We start from the raw sequence: 18,631 nt of genomic DNA on the forward strand, positions 1-18,631 counted from the left end.
ACATTTTAAAATGAAACAACTTTTCCTACTATGTTTAGTTATATTGTTAATTTTTAGTTGCACTACAACTAAAAACACATTTAGTAAAAGTGACATATACTTAATTAACCAAAATAGCAGCTCAACACCAATGCGTGTTTATAAAATTACCAATAAAAATGATTCTATTGTATTACGTACAAAAAGCACCTATATAAAACCTAACCCAAAAGACAGCTTACAACAAAAGTTTATAAAAAGACTGTTTGCAACCGTTAGAGATAGTATGAGTTTAGGCGTTGGTATTGCTGCACCGCAAGTTGGAGTATTAAAAAACATCATTTGGGTGCAACGTTTTGATAAAGAAAATATACCTTTTGAAGTATATTTAAACCCGCGCATAACAAACTACTCAAAAAAAACACAAACTGTTAGAGAAGGTTGTTTATCAATACCCAATAGAACTGATACTTTAAGCAGTCGTTCATTTTCTATAAACATTGAATATGACACGCCTAATGCCGAACATAAAACCGAAACAATAAGCGGTTTTACATCGGTTATTTTTCAACATGAAATAGATCATTTAAACGGTATTTTGTATTTAGATCATCTTAAAAAAGACCTAAAAAATGATAGTAATTAAGCCTATTAAAGCTATTAACACCATTGCTATTAGGCATGAGGTTATGTGGCCTAATAAACCCCAAGCCTACGTTGTATTACCTAATGATAATGAAGGCTTACATTTTGGATTATTTTTAAACCAAACCTTAGTTTCGGTAGTATCTTTATTTACTGAAGAAAACACACTTCAGTTTAGAAAATTTGCAACCTTACAAGCACACCAAGGCAAAGGCTACGGCTCACAATTACTTACACATGTTTTTGAATATGCTAATAAGAAACATTATAAAAAAATATGGTGTAATGCTAGAAAAGATAAAACTACCTTTTATGAAAGATTTGGATTAAAAGAAACCAGTGAAACTTTTGTAAAGGGCGGCATTACCTATGTTATAATGACACGAAACTTTTAGCTATTTTTTTAATTCTAGTTTTTCAGCAAAATAATCACAAAAATCTTTCATGGTAGCCGTCATTTTTTCGTCTTGGGTAGCTCTGTTAAAAGTATCACTCATAGATACTAGAGTTTGATGAAAAAATACTTTCATTTCATCAACAGGCATATCTTTAGTCCACAAATCTATACGTAAAGATTCTTGAGCTTTAGAGTCCCAAACACTTAACATCATAGCTTTGGCTTGTTCGTTATTAATACCGCCATCTTGCGCAGACCATGATAGTTTTTCGGGCACACGGTTTTCGTCTAATTCAACATTCAATTCTATTTTAGAGGTATGTGTTTTTGCCATTATTTTTTAGGTTTAAACTTTGTGTTATTAAAAATTTCTTCGGGGCTTGTTATTAACATTTTTTTTAAAGTCACTTCATTTTGCTTCATATAAGCTTTTACTATTTGCCAACCAATATATTGGCCTAATCTACCAGGTGAATTGGCGTCTATACCTTCTAAGTAAAACTTAGTAAATGGCGCCGGATTTATAAAACGACTAGGCAATTTAGCATCGGTACTAAAAAGTAACTCACGCTCAACAAAATAGCGCCAAACATCACTTTCATTTGCCGCAGCCCAATTTAACTGAGCTTGGGTATACCCCATACGCTGCGCTTCGGTTTTAAAAGGTAAAACAACATCTTTAAAGTAAAGTTGTTTTCCAAAATAAATCATTTCATCAAGTAAAGTTTTATTTGCCGCTTGATAAATGTACTTTTTAGCGTATTCAGTAGCCAAATCTACCACCACTTGCTCCTTTACTAAATTAGCTGTAATAAACCGTGGTATATTGGTGTAAAACTCATGAGTGTTTCCTAAGTAATTATCTAAAGCTATTATGGCAATTGTATCAGTAACAATTACTTTATTACGATAATCAACATCACTTGTGGTTGTTATTATTCGTGGCGGATTAAACTCAGGAAAATAGTATTTTAAATGATTAAAAAGCGCCTCAATTTCAGCTTCCGTAGTTTTAAAATCACCAAACGTTTTATCAACCTCATTACATAACATTTGCTGTAAAGTATCGTTTGCTTTTGCTATATAAAACGAGTCTGTAAACTTTTCATTAAACATAAACGGATACGCCTTTTTTAACGTACCTAAATTAGATGCATTAGTTTTGGCAAAATACGTATCAAACCTTTCAACTTCAATATTGGTATTAATTTTTGCTATGGTGTTTTCTAGCGCATTTTCTTGTTTACACGAAACAGCAAACATTACAACAAGTAAAATCAATAAAAAACAATTCTTACAAAACTTAGGCAGCATAAATTTTTATTAATAGAGTGTTTGGTTTATTTTTGTTTACAAAGGTACTATTCTTAGAATTAAATTCATTTAATATGCAAACAGAAAAAGTTGTTAAACATATTGTAAATTGGCTAAAAAACTACGCTACTAATGCTGGTGTAAATGGTTTTGTTGTTGGTGTATCTGGCGGAATAGACTCTGCAGTTACATCTACTTTATGTGCTGAAACCGGTTTAAAAGTTTTAGTTGTTGAAATGCCTATACACCAAGCTGAAAGCCACGTAAGTAGAGCACAAGAACATATTACACAACTAAAAAAACGCTACAATAATGTGAGCGACACAAGAGCCGATTTAACACCTGTTTTTGATGAGTTTAAAACCGAAGTATCTTTAGACGGAGACCAAGCTATTGTTGATATGGCATTAGCAAATACCCGTGCTCGTTTACGCATGACAACCTTATACTACTATGCTGGTTTATATAAACTTTTAGTTGCCGGCACTGGCAATAAAGTAGAAGATTTTGGTGTTGGCTTTTATACAAAATATGGCGATGGCGGTGTTGATTTGAGCCCTATTGCCGACCTTTTAAAATCTGAAGTATACACCATTGGAGACTTTTTAAAAGTACCTGAATCAATTATGAAAGCTGCACCAAGCGATGGTTTATTTGGTGATGCAAGAAGTGACGAAGACCAAATTGGTGCTTCATATCCTGAACTAGAATGGGCAATGCAAATGGATGATGAAGGCAAAACAGATAGCGATTTTGAAGGTAGAAAACTTGAAGTTTTTAAAATTTATAAACGTTTTAACCGTAGTAACAAACACAAAATGGTACCAATACCAGTTTGTACCATTCCTGACGATTTGAAGTAAATTTGTTAAATTATAAATAAATTACTACTTTTACCGATGCATAATCTCTCAATGTAATTATTATCTCTCAAAAAGTTATGCAAAAACAACCACATTATGATAAAATTATTAATAGCAGACAACCATCCTATCACCAGAAAGGGACTTGAAGTTCTTTTTTCTGCGTCTCCCAACATTAAGATTGTTGGTAGTGTTGATGACGGCGAAGCCGTATTAGATTTCATTAAGAAGAATCCAGTAGATATTCTTTTAACTGAAACAGATCTTCCTAAGTTAAATGGATTAACCATTTTGCGCCATTTAAAAAATGAGCAATCTGAGGTTAAAACCATACTATTTAGCGGGCAACCAGAAGAAGTTTATGCCATAAATGCCATTAAAGCTGGCGCTTCGGGTTACATTTCAAAAACTGTAAACGTTATTACAATAAGTGAAGCCATTACCAAAGTGTATGATGGTGGTATTTATTTAAGTAACGAGTTAACACAACAACTTGCCTTTGGCAACCGTGTTGGCAGAAGCAGTGGTACTTTTTACAAAAAATTATCAACTAGAGAAGCTGAAGTTTTAAAACTTTTAACCATTGGTAAAAAGAACAAAGAAATTTCAAAAGAGCTTGACATTAACGAAAAAACGGTTAGTACTTACAAAGCGCGTTTAATGCGTAAATTAAAAGTTACTAATTTAGTTGATTTAGTTAACCAAGCTAAACTAGCAGACCAATTATAAAACTCTGTTTAGCTTTCTAGATAATAACATTTTTAAGCCTGAGTATTCTTTAACCTCTTCAAGAATATTTCTGTTTACATTACCTTTGTTTTGTAAAGTTTCTTGTTGAAACTCTTTGACCTTTTGGTCTATTAAAAAGCAACGCAGGCTTAAAATTGTTTCACTTACTAGTTGAGCAACACTATCTTTTTTTTCTTTGGGGTAAATTTCAACCCTATTCCAATCTGCAAGTGCATGCTTTTCATCGTCCATTAAAATAGTAGTAATGGCATTTGATGTATCTTGATCTACACTGTTTATAAACGTTCTTAAATCAAAATTTTCATTTTGGTTAAGGTTATCTATTACTGTATAATAGATGTCTTTAAACTGTGCATTTGAAAATTGCATTTCGTCATCCTGTAAATCTAAAAACACCTTTTCAAAAACGCGTGCTTGTTGTATTACGGGTTCTAAAATTAAATCTCCTTTGTCATTTTCTTTTAAAACTAAATCTTCAAAATCTTCAGTTCTATCACCATAAAGCAATAAAATTTCAATAATTTTTCGTTCTAATAAATATTGAACATCAACCTTTTTTACTGGTTGCTGGTGCTTTATTACTTCAAAAGCTTTTTGCTGTTGTTTTACTTGCTTGCCTTGATCTTGCTGTTCTTTTTTATCTATTTGTGCCAAAGTACTAAATAATACTTCTTCACTAATATCCATTATTCTGGCACACTCTTGTATGTAAATTTCTTTTTTAATTCTATCAGGAATTTTAGAAATACTATTTACAATATCTCTAACAGTTTCGGCTTTTTTTATAGGGTCGTCCTTACTATCTTGGTGTAAAATATTGGCTTTAAACTGTATAAAATCTTTAGCATTATTTGTTAAATACTCGGTTAATTCTTCTAAGGTATTTTGTTTAGCAAAACTATCAGGGTCTTCGCCTTCAGGAAAGCTACACACCTTTACATTCATACCTTGTTCTAAAATTAAATCTATGCCTCTTAACGATGCGCGCATACCTGCAGCATCGCCATCAAATAAAACAGTAATATTTTTAGTAAGCCTATTTATTAGCCTAATTTGCTCTGAAGTTAATGCAGTACCTGATGATGATACTACATTTTTTATGCCTGTTTGATGAAATTGAATAACATCAGTATAGCCTTCTACTAAATAACAATTATCTTCTTTTGAAATACTTTGTTTGGCGTTATAAATACCGTAAAGTACTTTACTTTTATGATAGATATCGCTTTCAGGAGAATTTAGATATTTAGCCGCTTTTTTATCATTAGTAAGTATGCGACCACCAAAACCTAAAACGCGCCCACTCATACTTTTTATAGGAAACATAACACGCCCTTTAAACCTATCAAAATGTTTATCTGGCTTTACAATAGTAAGTCCTGTTTTTTCCAAATATTCAATATTGTAGCCATTTTTTAAAGCTTCATCAGTAAAGGCTTGCCACTTATCTAAGGAGTAACCAAGGTTGAATTTTTTTATAGTTTCATCGGTAAAACCGCGCTCTTTAAAATAACTTAACCCAATAGATTTCCCTTGGTCTGTTTTGGTAAGTATGCGCTGAAAATAATTATTTGCAAATTCACTAACTAAATACAAGCTTTCACGCTCATTAGCGGCTTCTTTTTGCTCATTACTTTGCTGGGTTTCTTCAATTTCAATGTTATACTTTTTGGCCAAATATTTTATGGCTTCAGGATATGTAAAGTGTTCGTGTTCCATTAAAAAGGCAACAACATTACCGCCTTTACCGGTACTAAAATCTTTCCAAATTTGTTTTACCGGAGACACCATAAAACTTGGGGTACGCTCATCACTAAAGGGGCTAAGTCCTTTAAAATTGCTACCTGCTTTTTTTAGGTTTACAAAATCGCCTATAACCTCTTCTACTCTAGCGGTTTCAAAAACATGATCTATGGAAGCTGCTGAAATCAATTCACAAAATTTAAAATGTTTGTAAAAATACTATTTATGAATTGATTTGTGAAATGAAAATCAATTTACCAATCGTTCGGTAATTAAATTTTTTTATATATTTGCACCATGAGACCACAAAAAGTATTAGATATAGAAATTTTAACAAGCCTAACAAAAGTATTTAGGGCTAAAGGTTATGAAGGCGCTAGCTTAAAAGATTTATCTGATGCTACTGGTTTAAAAAAAGCAAGTTTATATCACAGATTTCCTAACGGAAAAAAAGAAATGGCTGAAGCCGTTCTAAACCATATTGATGTATGGGTAAAAGCGCACATATTTCAAGCCTTAAACAACACAGAAAACACTGCTGAAGTTAGATTGAAAAATGCACTAAAGGAAGTTAGAAACTTGTACGATAAAGGTAATGAAACCTGTGTTTTGCGTGCCCTATCAATGCAATCTAGCTTAGAACTTTTTGGCAGTCATATTGAAAGTGCCATGACTGAATGGATTACTGTTTTTACCAAATTTGGTACAGACATAAATTTAACGCCTGAAATTGCAAAAGCCAAAGCTATACAAACACTTATAGAAATACAAGGTAGTTTAATTGTATGCAAAGGTTTAAATAACATTGCTCTTTTTGAAAATACACTAAAACATATTGAAAACAATTATTTGAAACATTAAAAAATTTTAGTTTAATTTTTTACCGAATGTTCGGTAATTTGAATATTTATTATGGAAATAAAACACCCTTTACCACCATTTAATCAAAAAAAGGCTTTACAAAAAGTACAAATGGCAGAAGACGCTTGGAATAGTAAAAACCCACAAAAAGTTGCATTAGCTTATTCAAAAGATACTGAATGGCGTAACAGAAACCAGTTTATTAATGGCCGTGAACATGTTGAGGCCTTTTTAACCCATAAATGGGAACACGAGCTTGAATATAAACTTAAAAAAGAGTTATGGGCTTTTAAAGATAACCGAATTGCTGTAAGGTTTGAATACGAATATAAAAACCAACAGGGGCAGTGGTTTAGAGCTTATGGCAATGAAAACTGGGAATTTGATGAAAATGGCCTCATGAAAAAACGATATGCTAGTATTAACGATTTAAAAATAAATGAAAATGAAAAAAAACTTTAAAAAATTAATGTACACACTAATAGCTTTTGCTATTTCATTATTAAATGCTCAAACCAAAAATAATAACACAAAAACTCAAAAACACATGACACAAATAACTTATAAAACTGAAAATGTAAACGGCATAAATATAGCTTACCGAGAAGCTGGTAGTAATACCAAACCTACTATTGTACTATTACATGGGTTTCCATCTTCATCACATCAATACAGGAAAGTATTAAATACACTTGCAAACGATTTTCATTTAATAGCACCAGACTATCCGGGTTTTGGTAATAGTGATTTTCCTTCAGATACTGAATACACCTATACATTTGATAATATTGCCAATACTATCAATCAATTTTTAAAACAAAAAAAAATTGAAAAGTTTGCTATAATGATACAGGATTATGGCGCACCAGTTGGCTTTAGAATTGCTACTGCAAACCCAGAAAAAATTACAGCTATAATAAACCAAAACGGAAATGCCTACGAAGCTGGTTTGGGTGATGCTTGGGCAGATACAAGAGCACTTTGGAAAAACAGAAATAAAACTACTGAAAATGCACTTTTACCCGTATTTACCTTAGAAGGGTTAAAATGGCAATATACACATGGTACTAGAAACCCTGAGCTTGTTAACCCAGATACCTGGCATTTAGACTTCTTAAGGTTATCTAGACCTAACGCCCATAAAGTAAATATAGATTTGTTTTATGATTACCAAAATAACATTAAATTATACCCTAAATGGCAACAATATTTACGAGATAACCAACCTCCTTTATTAATTGTTTGGGGTAAAAACGATGCTTTCTTTCCTGAAAGTGGTGCTGAAGCATTTAAAAAAGATGTAAAAAACATAGATTACAATATTTACAACACTGGCCATTTTGCTTTAGAAGAAGACGGTGACGAAATAATTGAAAAAATACGCGTATTTATGAAACGAATATCTTAGTATACTTTTTAAAAAAAGAAACCCTCAAAATTTTGAGGGTTTCTTTTTTTACTAATGCGTACTTATAATTTAATCCATATCAAAACGTACACCAATTGATATGTTATTTTGTGCTACTAATTGATCTTTAAAAATGGGCGATAAATCATATTTAACATATAAAGCAGCATCACCAAATGCAATATAGCTACTTACACCGTACACCAAATTAGTAGTATTAAAACCTCGCTTTTGTTTATCTTTTATACGCTCACCATCTAATTCATATTTTAGTTTTTGGCGTGTTCCTATATTAAACCCAGCATAACCACCAACACCTATTTTAAATTGTTTTTTTGTTGAATACCTAAAATAGGTGTCTTTCTCAATTTTTTTTGATGGCCCAAACTCAAAATGCATTGGAAACACTAAATTGGTAATTGATAGTTTTGATTTTTTTAAATTCTGCGGAAATTCTTGTAAAACAGTTTGGTTACCTTGTTTTACAAAATACATATTATCATCTGGTTTTAAACCATTAATATGTAATGAGTAACCATATTTAAAACGTAAAAAATTAGACTCTTTAAACACACGTGTTTTCCAAGCCCACCCAATTTCAAAAAAGCGCGAACCACCAAATTTATAAGGCGAATCATTTAAGCTTTGCCCCTCAATAATGGCATTATTTAGCCCAAAAGCCACCACTAAATCACTGGTTGTACGCTTATCATATTTTTTAGGTTTATTTTTACTATTAATTTTAATACCAGCAAAAGTACCTTCTTCGGTACTAATTGATATCCCTATTTTAGAATCATCAACTTTATTATCGGTATTGTAACCCTCTTCATTACGCTGTAAAAGCGCTATTTTATTGTTAATAATAGATATTCTGTTTTCAATATTTAAAGCGCGTTTTTTAGCAGCTTCTTTTTTTAATACTTCAGCTTGCTCATTTGTAATTTCGTTATTATCTAATCTAACATTAATAGCTTCAACTTCAGCCTTTAAAAAAGCACGTTCTTCTTTTTCAATTTGCGCTTTCGTTTTTTTTAAAGCTTCTATTTTAAGCGCATTGTTTAGATTGTTAATAGTGTCTTGTGCATTGATTAATTGCACACTTAAGCATAGTGTTATAAACACTACATAATGAGTAATAGTTTGCATAACTGTTCGTTTATTTGATTTGATGAATGATTGATGAATTTTAGTTATTACGGTTGGCTACTGCTGTTTTTACAGTGCTGTAACTTGCTTTTAGTGCATCAAAAACTTTGGTTCTAAAAGAGCGTTCAATATCATCTTCAACGTCTCTTAATAATGCATTAGCATCTACAATACCCGTAGATTCATTATATATTTTTTTAAAGGCAATTTCTTGTTGTGCTTGTTGTAATAATGCTTCAATTTCAGCATCAGTTACCTGTTGTTTTTCGGTTTTAAGTTGCTTAACCTTTGCTACTATTTGTTGTACTTTTTGGTCTTCAAACGTTAATTCTTCTTGTAGTTTTTTTGTTGGCCTTGTAATAGTTTCAGCTTCCTTTGGTAATAATTGTGGTTGCTGTGTGCTTGCTACAACTACTGTACTAGGCACTTCAGTTTTTTTTATTTTGTTTGCTATTGGTGTATTATTTTTAACAACTGGTGCTGCTTTTGTTATGGCCGTATTGGTTTCAAACTTATTTGTAATGCCTTTATTTTGCTTATTATTGGTGGTAGTTTTTAAATTTTCTTCTTTTGAAGTATCAACAACTTTTATAGTTGAATTATTTATATTATCTGTTTTAATAAACTGAAAAGCTACCAATAAAATAGCAGCAACACTAGCCGCTAAACCAAACCAAACATAGCCTTTTTTAGTGCTATTGTTTGATGTAAACTCTAAACGATTTGATAGCTTATTCCATGCTTCATTTGATGGCTGAATGCTACGTTTTTCTAAGGCTTGTTTTATATGCTTATCAAAATTATTTGGTGCCATAACTTGTTATTTTATTTGAATTTGAAATAGCTTCTTGAAGCATTTTACGTGCTTTAAATAATTGCGATTTTGATGTTCCTTCTGTAATATTTAACATAGTTGCAATTTCATGATGCTTGTAACCTTCAATTGCATACATTACAAATACCATTTTATAACCACTTGGTAAGGTATCAATATGTTGCTGAATATTTGCTACTTCAATATTTGTATTTATATTATTTTCAGAATTTGTATTGGTCTGAAAGGTATCAACAGGAAATTCTATATCTTTTTTTTGTCTTAGAAATGAAATTGCTTCACGAACCATAATACGCCTCATCCAGCCTTCAAAACTTCCATCGGCATTAAATTGTTTTAAGTTTGAAAACACTTTAAAAAAACCGTTAAGCATAACATCTTCTGCTTGCTGTAAATCTTTTACATAATACCTGCAAACGCTTAACATTTTTGGGGCATGCAACTCAAATAATACATGTTGTGCTTCACGATTATTTTTTAATGCTTTTTTTATTAAAGCTGTTTCGTTTTTATGGAGTTGTATAACCTTCAAAAGTTTCATTTTGCTTTCTATTTATACAGACGCAAATTTTATACAAATGGTTGCCTAAGGATGTGAAATTATTTTTTTTGAAGACGAAAAATAATTTAAACACCTAAAAAACAGTACTTTTACAGTCTAAAAAAATTAAAGCAGAGGCAATAATTCATCCATACTTTGTATGGTTTTGGTTGCCAAACCAGGTAATTCATTTTTATAATCGTGCTCTGTGTACCCAATAACATCAAATCCGCCAGCTAAAGCTGCTTTTACACCAGACACGCTGTCTTCTATAACTAAACAGTCTTTGGGTTGAAACCCCATTGTTTTTGCTGCCCAGAGAAACACATCTGGTTCGGGTTTCCATTTTTGAATTGTATAGCAACTAAAAATATTGTTACCAAAAAAAGGGAGTAATTCTGTTACTTCTAAATTTAGGCGTATTTTATTTTCAGGACCGCTTGAGGCTACACAAAATGGTAATTTTATATTTTGTAATACGCTTTTTATACCTTTTATGGGTTTAATTTCCTTTTTAAAAGTTTCAAAAGTTTTTGCACGGTATTGTTTTTCAAAATCTTCTGGTAATGGTTTTCCTATAGCTTCAGAAATAAGTGCCATACATGCGTTAAGCGATTTTCCTTTTAAGGCTATTAGTGACTCTTTGAAATGAAACGTAGCACCTAATTGATTGGCCATGTTAACTAAAACGCCAATAGCAATAGACTCACTGTCTATTAAAACACCATCGCAATCAAAAATAACACACTTGTATTTACTCACTTTATTATCTTTTTAGGGTAAAATGTTTGGTAATGGTTTTATTACCATCTAGATTAGCTGTAAACCAATAATCTGACGAAGGTAAAGTTTTTCCATTAAAAGTACCATCCCAACCATCATTAATGCTAGGTTTTATTTGTTTTATAAATTTGCCATAACGGTCAAAAATTCTAATATCGGCTAATGGGTATTTTTCAATACCTTTAATTTGCCAAACATCATTAAAACCATCACCATTTGGTGTGAAATATTTTGGATAATCTATTATTATAACTTTTTGAAAATCTTCACCACAACCATCTTTATCTCTAATTGTGGCTGTATATACACCTCCTAAAACGCCTGAAAATATAGGGCTATCTTGAAAGTTTACCCCATCAATTGAATATTCAAAATCACCATCGCCTGTAGCTATTATTTCAATATAATTGTCATCGGAAAGTTCCTTAGTTTTTACTTGTTCAATGGATGGCAACACAGACCTAACTAATGTTATTTCTGTTGAATTTTGACAAAGAATACCGTTTTGTATTGTTCCAAAATGAAGTGTGTAGTTACCTTCATTAACTAAATTTGCTTCAAAAGTATTTGAAATTATGGTACCGTCTTGATATGCCCATTCATAATAATCTAAATCCGCTCTCACAGATATATATCGTGAAGGTTCAAGATTACATATGTAATATTTTGATTCTAAATTTATTTCAGGTATTGTATTAACTTCTAAATTAAAACTTGTTTCAACAAAACAATTTGCATTCACGCTATTTTCAACTTTAACCTGTATTGTTTCACTCCAAGGTATTATATTGTTGTAGCTTGTAGGTAAAGGGCTTGGTAATGCGTTTCCGTTACCATCAAAATAATAAACCGTTAAATTTGTTTGGTTGCCTATTAATTCAGTTTGAATATTTGAGGTATTAAAAGTAGCAATACCGCCGCCTTCATTACAAGAAAAAAGCGTTTGTGGTGTGTTTACAATTGGTGTGTTATAAACTTGCAACTTTAATGAGGTTTCTGCAAAACAACTGGTACCTGTTTTAGATACTCTTATTAAAATTTCTTCTTCTTGCTGAATTGTGTTTATGTAAGGGTTGGGTAACGGACTTGGTAATGCGTTTCCATTACCATCAAAATATGTTATGCTTAAACCTGCTTTTGATAAGCTTCCAAGGACTTCAGATTCAATATTTGATGTATCAAAAGCATAAAAACCATCATTATCATCATCACAAACTTGTATTGTTGTTGGCGTATTTATATCTACAGAACCAATTTTTAAATCTATTATATTACTTTGTGCGCAATCTGTTGCAGATTCTATAATAACCCTATAAAGCTCACTGAAAGGTTTGGTACTTGGTATTGTACATGTTATTTGCCCATTAGTATTACTTATTATTGAACCTATTTCGGTTTTATTTTCAAAACTACCTGAGGTATCACTTAAATATACTACAAACTCTGTTGTTGCGTTAAATGTACCCGCTAACTCATAAGGCACATTAAATGAGTCTCCAGGGCAAACTGCTGGCAAGTTGTTATTAGTTATTTTTATATTTTTTAAAATGCCATCATACACATTAAGATATACTTGGCCTGCAACATCAAAAACAACATCAATATCTTCATGAAAAGGGTTTCTTGTTACATTATGGCTAACTCCATTAGCTACTAAAATGGGTGTACTAAATGTTTGCCCTTGATCATAACTTATGTTTATAAATAATTGGCCTAAGGGGCTTTTGTAACCATCAACCAAAGTACCTCTATTATCTGCAAACAGCGTTCTTCCTTCGGTATTACCGCTATTATTACCAAAAACTATAGGTGTTGTAACACCTGTTTCTACGTTTATTTTAAAACCATCAGTTACAGTAGGGCTTCCGCCTGCTACAAATATAAATGTGCCACATGGCCCATCACTTAACGCATAACTAGAGAAATATACGCTTCTGCCTCTGGGTAATACAGGCACACTTGTAAATGTGGCGCCGCCATCATCACTTCGTGATAGATATAGCGCAGGATCATCTGAAGGTATATATAAAACACCATTTTGGTCTGCTCTAATATCAGCATATACATAACTTGAATTAATTATGTGATTAAAAGTGCCTTCACCTCTGTTATTGTTTATGTATATGTTTGCTCCAATTCTATCAATAATATACACAGCATCATCAAATACTGCCATATGTACAACTTCAGAAAAACTTGTACCTATATTTACTGGCACTTCAAATGTTGCGCCGCCATCTGTACTTCTAGATATATAAACACGACCTAAAGACACCCAACTTACAAAAACATCGCCTCTTTTATTTACAATAATTTCAGGCTCATTATTACCTGCAAACACAGGCACACTTGGCAGAAAACTTTGACCTCTGTCTATACTTTTTGCAACTCTAATACCCATACTACCTACAAAAACTACATATATTTCTCCACTTTCAGAAACCACAACATTTCTACTAGTATTTGCTCTACCTATGTTATTATTTAAGCCTACATCACTTACTAATACATTGGAATAAATTGGCGTTTGAGAAAAAGATATACTTGAAAAAAAGAATAGCGTAAAGCATACAAAAATTATTTGTATAGCTTTGTTAGGGATAGCTAAATTATTCATTTGCAGTTGATAACTTAATTTGAAATTACAATCAAATTATTAAAGCCTCTAGTTACTACAAATTACTTACAACCGCAAGAAAAAAATGACTTACACGTTAAACTTTTATATAAATTAGATTAAAAACACATGCTTTTTTTTAAGAGGTTAGGGTGTAGAATTAGAAACCTGTAACAGCTTACCGTTGTAAAAATTTTGACCTGAAAGCGCAAAGTTAAAAACATATTCAGCCATCTGCAATGCAGTAGTTGGTGCTTGATACCCGGGAAACGCTTCTTGCAACATTTCAGTTTGTACAGCGCCCAAAGCCAACACATTAAAACTTGGGCCAGTTTCTTTGTACTCTTCTGCTAATAATTCGGTTAAAGTTATAACAGCACCTTTACTTGAACTGTATGCTGCTAACCCCGGAAATTTCATACTACCTTGCACACCGCCCATTGAGCTAATTGTTACTACATGACCATTTTTACTCATAAAAGGCAAGCATTTTCTTGTCATTTCAGAAACGCCAAAAACATTGGTTTTGTATATTTTTTCAAAATCTGCAATAGTAGTTTCTGCAAAAGGTTTATTAAGCAACATGCCTGCATTATTAATTAGCACATCAACTTTTTTAAATTTTAAATCTAAAAAGGTTTCTACGCGCTTATAATCTAACGGATTACTCAAATCAAAAGGAAATGTAGTAACGTTTTCATAAGCCAATTGAAACACTGGCTTTTCATTTCTAGACAACGCTAAAACTCTATGACCTGCTTTAGCAAATAGCTTTACAAGTTCAAAACCAATGCCTCTACTTGTACCAGTTATAATTATATTTTTACTCATTATTTATTTTAATTTCTTTTGAAGCTGAATTAGTAATGCCTTTAATTACCGGAATAAAACTATTTATAAAATGCGTCATGTGTTTAAAGTCCATTTTATCTGACTCATCATCAACATGATGATAATATTCAAAATTTGTAAAATCGAAAGTTGAAATAGCGTGAGCAGGAATACCAAATGCTTTATGAAACGGATAATTATCTGAACGTTTAAACAAACCAAACTGTTTTGCTTTTTGAAAATAGCCAACAACGCTGCCACCGGCGTATTCATTTAACTTTTCTGGCATGTTTGATTTACTATACCCAGTTATATACGACATTACTTGGTTTTTAGCTCTTGGTACACCAATCATTTCAAAATTTATCATGGTGTATACGTTTAAGTTTATCTTTTTAAGTCTTTCGGCTAAATGTTCTGAGCCTTTTAAACCCATTTCTTCTGCGCTGTATAGTGTGAATAAAATGCTACGCTTATTACTTTTTGTTGTTGCAAAATATTTTGCCCACTCCATAACTGCTACTGTTCCAGATGCATCATCATTGGCTCCATTTGCAATAACATCACCATTTACTTCTTGCGCTGTTCCTATATGATCATAATGTGCCCCAAGAATTACAAATTCATTTTTAAGGGCATCATCATGTCCTTCTACATAACCAACTACGTTATAACCAACAATATCTTTAAGGTTAAAACTATCACGATACGTTTCAAAATAAGGCCTTACGTTATTCTTTTTAAAAAAATCTTCAATAAAAACAGCTGCTTTTTCAATACCAACTGTACCTGTATTTCTGCCTTCTAAGGCGTCAGAAGCTAAAAATTCCATATTTGATTTTATACTAGCTGCTTCTATTGTTGTACTTAAATTTATTGTTTCATTTTGTGTTATACTATTCTTTTGAATTGGGTTTGCTTTGGTAGCAGTTTCTGTGGTTTTACAAGTTGTAAAAAAAACAGTAATAGCTAAAAAAAATACTTTATACATACGTTTTAGTGCTTAAAAACTAAAGATAAAAAAACCTGTTTCATTAGAAACAGGTTTAACATTATATTATTAAGAGTGTTTTGAATTACACTTCACTGTAAAGAAATGTATTTCAAAATAACATTATACTAACATAGTTACTGGGTTTTCAATATACCCTTTTAATGTTTGAAGGAATTGAGCTCCAGTAGCACCATCAACCGTTCTATGATCACAGGCCAAGGTTAATTTCATTGTGTTGCCAACTACTATTTGACCTTCTTTTACCACTGGTTTTTGAACAATAGCCCCAACAGATAAAATTGCTGAGTTAGGTTGATTGATGATAGATGTAAAATAATCTATACCAAACATACCTAAGTTTGAAACAGTAAATGTACTACCAGACATTTCATCTGGAGTTAATTTTTTATTTCTTGCTTTTCCTGCTAATTCTTTAACCTCGGCTCCTATTTGCGGTAAACTTTGCTCATTAGCAAAACGTACTACAGGCACTACTAAACCGTCTGGAACAGCTACAGCTACACCTATGTGTACGTGATTGTTTAAACGCATTTTATCATCAAACCATTGTGAGTTTACTTGCGGATGTTGTTTTAAAGCTAAAGCACAAGCTTTAACTACCATATCATTAAATGATATTTTTGTATCTGGTATAGAATTAAACTGCTTACGGAATGCTATGGCGTTATCCATATCAAACTCAACTGCTAAATAATAATGAGGTGCAGAGAATTTAGATTTTGTTAAAGATTTAGCAATAGCTTTACGCATTTGCGAGTTTGGTACATCTTCAAAATCTTCTTGACCCGTTGGTATGTATTTACCAACAGATCCAGCACCAGCACCTGGCACAAAGTTTTCAATATCAAACTTAACTATACGCCCACCTTCTCCAGTACCTGTAATGTGCGAAAGATTAATGTTTCTTTCTTCTGCCATTTTTTTAGCTAATGGCGAAACAAATATACGCTCATCAGTTTTTACTGGTTTTTGTGGTTTGCTTTCTTTTTTTGGTTGTGCTGCCTTTGGCGCTTCAGTTTTAGTTGATGTAGCTGCTTTTGGCGCTTCTTCTGTTTTTGGTGCTTCGGTGGTTACTTTGTAGTTTTTTGCTATTTCTGAAACATCGGTTCCTTCTGGCCCAATGATAGCTAAAAGCTCATCTACTTTTGCAGACTCTCCTTCTTGTAACCCAATATGAAGTAATGTACCCGATTGAAAAGACTCAAACTCCATTGTAGCTTTGTCTGTTTCAATTTCAGCTAAAATATCACCTTCTTCAACATTATCACCTACTTTTTTTAACCAAGTTGCTACCGTACCTTCTTCCATGGTATCACTTAAACGCGGCATAGATACAACTACAACACCTTCAGGTAATTCAACTTTAGCTGTTTCAGTAGTTTCTTCAGAAGTAGTTTCTTCGGTAGCCTCAGTTTTAGCTGGCGTTTCTGCTTTGGCTTCATCATTAGCCTCAGCTGCTGCTCCACCTCCATTTAAAATATCTGAGATATCTTCACCCTCATCACCAATAATAGCTAAAAGCGAATCTACTTGGGCAGTTTCACCTTCTTGAATACCAATATGAAGTAATGTACCTTCGTTAAAAGATTCAAACTCCATAGTAGCTTTATCTGTTTCAATTTCAGCTAATATATCGCCTTCTTCTACTTTATCTCCTACTTTTTTTAACCAACTCGCAACGGTACCTTCTTCCATGGTATCGCTTAAACGAGGCATATTTACTACTATTGCCATTGTTTATATTTTGTGTTGTATAAATGGATAATCTTTTTGCTCATAAACAGCATCGTACATCACATTCTTTTCTGGGAATGGTGATTCTTCAGCAAATTTTTCGCATTCAGCTACTTTAGCTTTTACGCGTTTGTCAATTTCTTTGATTTCGTCTTCTGATGCGTATTTCTTTTCAAGAATAATATCTTTAACCTGTGTAATTGGGTCTATTTTCTTGTATTCTTCAACCTCATCTTTTGTTCTGTAATGCTGCGCATCACTCATTGAGTGCCCTCTATAACGGTACGTTTTTAACTCTAAAAATGTTGGACCACCACCTTTTCTTGCTCGTTGAATAGCTTCATCAAAAGCTTCGGCAACTTTTACGGGGTTCATACCATCAACTGGACCGCAAGGCATTTCGTAACCTAAACCTAGTTTCCAAATGTCTTCGTGGTTTGCAGTACGCTCAACTGATGTTCCCATGGCGTAACCGTTGTTTTCACAAACAAAAACTACTGGTAAATTCCATAGCATAGCTAGGTTAAAGGTTTCATGTAAAGAACCTTGTCTTGCAGCGCCATCACCAAAACAACAAAGTGTTACAGCATCTTTATCATGGTATTTATCACCAAATGCTATACCTGCTCCTAAAGGAATTTGACCACCAACAATACCATGACCTCCATAAAAACGGTGTTCTTTTGAGAAAATATGCATTGAACCACCTAAACCTTGTGAAGTACCGGTAGCTTTACCATATAACTCTGCCATAACGCGCTTTGGGTCTACGCCCATACCAATTGGCTGTACGTGATTACGGTAAGCGGTTATCATTTTATCTTTGGTTAAATCCATTGCATGTAACGCGCCTGCTAATACAGCTTCTTGCCCGTTGTACAAATGAAGAAATCCTCTAACTTTTTGTTGTATATAAACTGCTGCTAGTTTGTCTTCAAACTTTCTCCAGAACAGCATATCTTCATACCATTTTAGGTATGTTTCTTTAGTGATTTTTTGCATCGACTAATTTTAAGTTTTACTTAAGCTGACTACAAAAGTAATACTTTGTGATTTATTGCAAAAACCTAATTATGGTAAAGTAGAAAAAAATATTAAAAAAACGGCTGTTAACAATCTGTAGTGCTTATTTTTTAATTTTTTAAGCTTAATAATGTAGTATTTAA

Annotated in this window: 19 protein-coding genes; 7 read left to right on the forward strand and 12 right to left on the reverse strand. The window is 32.4% G+C overall.

Going from position 1 to position 18,631, the window contains the following annotated elements:
* The first annotated feature begins 10 nt into the window (after positions 1–10).
* Both def and FUA26_RS14300 read left to right on the forward strand, forming a co-directional pair.
* Positions 11–625: a peptide deformylase gene (gene def / locus FUA26_RS14295; RefSeq protein WP_147137608.1), complete on the forward strand. Its 615-nt coding sequence runs from the start codon at positions 11–13 to the stop codon at positions 623–625.
* On the forward strand, positions 612–1,019 hold the full coding sequence (locus FUA26_RS14300; protein WP_147137610.1) for a GNAT family N-acetyltransferase: 408 nt from the start codon (positions 612–614) through the stop codon (positions 1,017–1,019). The genes def and FUA26_RS14300 overlap by 14 nt, the downstream gene beginning before the upstream one ends.
* On the opposite strand, the gene gldC is transcribed toward FUA26_RS14300, so the two are convergent.
* Together gldC and gldB are read right to left on the reverse strand one after the other, a co-directional pair.
* The gene (gene gldC, locus FUA26_RS14305; RefSeq protein ID WP_147137611.1) at positions 1,020–1,355 is read right to left on the reverse strand and encodes a gliding motility protein GldC; all 336 of its coding nucleotides are present in this window, start codon (positions 1,353–1,355) and stop codon (positions 1,020–1,022) included. It lies immediately after the preceding gene.
* Positions 1,355–2,335: a gliding motility lipoprotein GldB gene (gene gldB, locus FUA26_RS14310; RefSeq protein WP_147137613.1), complete on the reverse strand. Its 981-nt coding sequence runs from the start codon at positions 2,333–2,335 to the stop codon at positions 1,355–1,357. The genes gldC and gldB overlap by 1 nt, the downstream gene beginning before the upstream one ends.
* A 74-nt stretch (positions 2,336–2,409) precedes the next feature.
* Between gldB and nadE the strand changes: the two genes are divergently transcribed.
* Complete coding sequence (gene nadE, locus FUA26_RS14315) at positions 2,410–3,198, forward strand: NAD(+) synthase (protein WP_147137615.1); 789 nt, start codon at positions 2,410–2,412, stop codon at positions 3,196–3,198.
* Between the two features lie 96 nt (positions 3,199–3,294).
* Positions 3,295–3,927: a response regulator transcription factor gene (locus FUA26_RS14320; protein WP_147137617.1), complete on the forward strand. Its 633-nt coding sequence runs from the start codon at positions 3,295–3,297 to the stop codon at positions 3,925–3,927.
* On the opposite strand, the gene dnaG is transcribed toward FUA26_RS14320, so the two are convergent.
* Positions 3,922–5,880 carry a DNA primase gene (gene dnaG, locus FUA26_RS14325; RefSeq protein ID WP_147137620.1) on the reverse strand — a complete coding sequence of 653 codons (1,959 nt, stop codon included), beginning with the start codon at positions 5,878–5,880 and terminating at the stop codon, positions 3,922–3,924. The genes FUA26_RS14320 and dnaG overlap by 6 nt on opposite strands.
* A gap of 108 nt (positions 5,881–5,988) precedes the next feature.
* On the opposite strand from dnaG, the gene FUA26_RS14330 reads away from it, so the two are divergent.
* Genes FUA26_RS14330 through FUA26_RS14340 form a run of 3 tightly spaced genes read left to right on the forward strand, consistent with a single transcriptional unit; the run spans position 5,989 to position 7,960 of the window.
* Positions 5,989–6,552, forward strand: coding sequence for a TetR/AcrR family transcriptional regulator (locus tag FUA26_RS14330; protein WP_147137623.1), 564 nt, complete (start codon positions 5,989–5,991; stop codon positions 6,550–6,552).
* A 51-nt stretch (positions 6,553–6,603) separates the two neighbouring features.
* Complete coding sequence (locus FUA26_RS14335) at positions 6,604–7,014, forward strand: nuclear transport factor 2 family protein (RefSeq protein ID WP_186826924.1); 411 nt, start codon at positions 6,604–6,606, stop codon at positions 7,012–7,014.
* Positions 6,998–7,960: an alpha/beta fold hydrolase gene (locus tag FUA26_RS14340; protein ID WP_147137628.1), complete on the forward strand. Its 963-nt coding sequence runs from the start codon at positions 6,998–7,000 to the stop codon at positions 7,958–7,960. The genes FUA26_RS14335 and FUA26_RS14340 overlap by 17 nt, the downstream gene beginning before the upstream one ends.
* A 69-nt stretch (positions 7,961–8,029) precedes the next feature.
* On the opposite strand, the gene FUA26_RS14345 is transcribed toward FUA26_RS14340, so the two are convergent.
* The 9 genes from FUA26_RS14345 to pdhA all read right to left on the reverse strand — a co-directional run bounded on the left by FUA26_RS14345 (position 8,030) and on the right by pdhA (position 18,467).
* Positions 8,030–9,109, reverse strand: a complete 1,080-nt coding sequence (locus FUA26_RS14345; RefSeq protein WP_147137631.1) for a hypothetical protein — start codon at positions 9,107–9,109, stop codon at positions 8,030–8,032.
* Between the two features lie 40 nt (positions 9,110–9,149).
* Positions 9,150–9,923, reverse strand: coding sequence for a hypothetical protein (locus FUA26_RS14350; protein WP_147137634.1), 774 nt, complete (start codon positions 9,921–9,923; stop codon positions 9,150–9,152).
* Positions 9,910–10,476 (reverse strand): RNA polymerase sigma factor, encoded by a 567-nt coding sequence (locus tag FUA26_RS14355; protein ID WP_147138291.1) that lies wholly within the window; start codon positions 10,474–10,476, stop codon positions 9,910–9,912. The genes FUA26_RS14350 and FUA26_RS14355 overlap by 14 nt, the downstream gene beginning before the upstream one ends.
* A 135-nt stretch (positions 10,477–10,611) precedes the next feature.
* A complete protein-coding gene (locus FUA26_RS14360) occupies positions 10,612–11,247 on the reverse strand; it encodes an HAD family hydrolase (RefSeq protein WP_147137637.1) in 636 nt (211 codons plus the stop codon).
* A gap of 4 nt (positions 11,248–11,251) precedes the next feature.
* Entirely contained in the window at positions 11,252–13,885 is a 2,634-nt protein-coding gene (locus FUA26_RS14365; RefSeq protein ID WP_147137640.1) for a T9SS type B sorting domain-containing protein, read from the reverse strand.
* 147 nt (positions 13,886–14,032) lie between these two features.
* Complete coding sequence (locus FUA26_RS14370) at positions 14,033–14,716, reverse strand: SDR family NAD(P)-dependent oxidoreductase (protein WP_147137642.1); 684 nt, start codon at positions 14,714–14,716, stop codon at positions 14,033–14,035.
* A complete protein-coding gene (locus FUA26_RS14375) occupies positions 14,709–15,707 on the reverse strand; it encodes a M28 family metallopeptidase (protein ID WP_147137645.1) in 999 nt (332 codons plus the stop codon). Before FUA26_RS14375 ends, FUA26_RS14370 begins: the two co-directional genes overlap by 8 nt.
* 123 nt (positions 15,708–15,830) lie before the next feature.
* Complete coding sequence (locus FUA26_RS14380; RefSeq protein ID WP_147137648.1) at positions 15,831–17,465, reverse strand: pyruvate dehydrogenase complex dihydrolipoamide acetyltransferase; 1,635 nt, start codon at positions 17,463–17,465, stop codon at positions 15,831–15,833.
* A 3-nt stretch (positions 17,466–17,468) separates the two neighbouring features.
* The gene (gene pdhA, locus FUA26_RS14385; RefSeq protein ID WP_147137651.1) at positions 17,469–18,467 is read right to left on the reverse strand and encodes a pyruvate dehydrogenase (acetyl-transferring) E1 component subunit alpha; all 999 of its coding nucleotides are present in this window, start codon (positions 18,465–18,467) and stop codon (positions 17,469–17,471) included.
* Between the last annotated feature and the right edge of the window lie 164 nt (positions 18,468–18,631).

This window comes from Seonamhaeicola algicola, from assembly GCF_007997385.1.
Taxonomy (GTDB): Bacteria; Bacteroidota; Bacteroidia; order Flavobacteriales; family Flavobacteriaceae; genus Seonamhaeicola; species Seonamhaeicola algicola.

Bases quoted from the DNA above. Each gene is read 5' to 3' on its own strand.
- def (WP_147137608.1), top strand. From the start codon at position 11: ATGAAACAACTTTTCCTACTATGTTTAGTTATATTGTTAATTTTTAGT.
- FUA26_RS14300 (WP_147137610.1), top strand. From the start codon at position 612: ATGATAGTAATTAAGCCTATTAAAGCTATTAACACCATTGCTATTAGG.
- gldC (WP_147137611.1), bottom strand. From the start codon at position 1,355: ATGGCAAAAACACATACCTCTAAAATAGAATTGAATGTTGAATTAGAC.
- gldB (WP_147137613.1), bottom strand. From the start codon at position 2,335: ATGCTGCCTAAGTTTTGTAAGAATTGTTTTTTATTGATTTTACTTGTT.
- nadE (WP_147137615.1), top strand. From the start codon at position 2,410: ATGCAAACAGAAAAAGTTGTTAAACATATTGTAAATTGGCTAAAAAAC.
- FUA26_RS14320 (WP_147137617.1), top strand. From the start codon at position 3,295: ATGATAAAATTATTAATAGCAGACAACCATCCTATCACCAGAAAGGGA.
- FUA26_RS14330 (WP_147137623.1), top strand. From the start codon at position 5,989: ATGAGACCACAAAAAGTATTAGATATAGAAATTTTAACAAGCCTAACA.
- FUA26_RS14335 (WP_186826924.1), top strand. From the start codon at position 6,604: ATGGAAATAAAACACCCTTTACCACCATTTAATCAAAAAAAGGCTTTA.
- FUA26_RS14340 (WP_147137628.1), top strand. From the start codon at position 6,998: ATGAAAAAAAACTTTAAAAAATTAATGTACACACTAATAGCTTTTGCT.
- FUA26_RS14345 (WP_147137631.1), bottom strand. From the start codon at position 9,109: ATGCAAACTATTACTCATTATGTAGTGTTTATAACACTATGCTTAAGT.
- FUA26_RS14350 (WP_147137634.1), bottom strand. From the start codon at position 9,923: ATGGCACCAAATAATTTTGATAAGCATATAAAACAAGCCTTAGAAAAA.
- FUA26_RS14365 (WP_147137640.1), bottom strand. From the start codon at position 13,885: ATGAATAATTTAGCTATCCCTAACAAAGCTATACAAATAATTTTTGTA.
- FUA26_RS14370 (WP_147137642.1), bottom strand. From the start codon at position 14,716: ATGAGTAAAAATATAATTATAACTGGTACAAGTAGAGGCATTGGTTTT.
- FUA26_RS14375 (WP_147137645.1), bottom strand. From the start codon at position 15,707: ATGTATAAAGTATTTTTTTTAGCTATTACTGTTTTTTTTACAACTTGT.
- FUA26_RS14380 (WP_147137648.1), bottom strand. From the start codon at position 17,465: ATGGCAATAGTAGTAAATATGCCTCGTTTAAGCGATACCATGGAAGAA.
- pdhA (WP_147137651.1), bottom strand. From the start codon at position 18,467: ATGCAAAAAATCACTAAAGAAACATACCTAAAATGGTATGAAGATATG.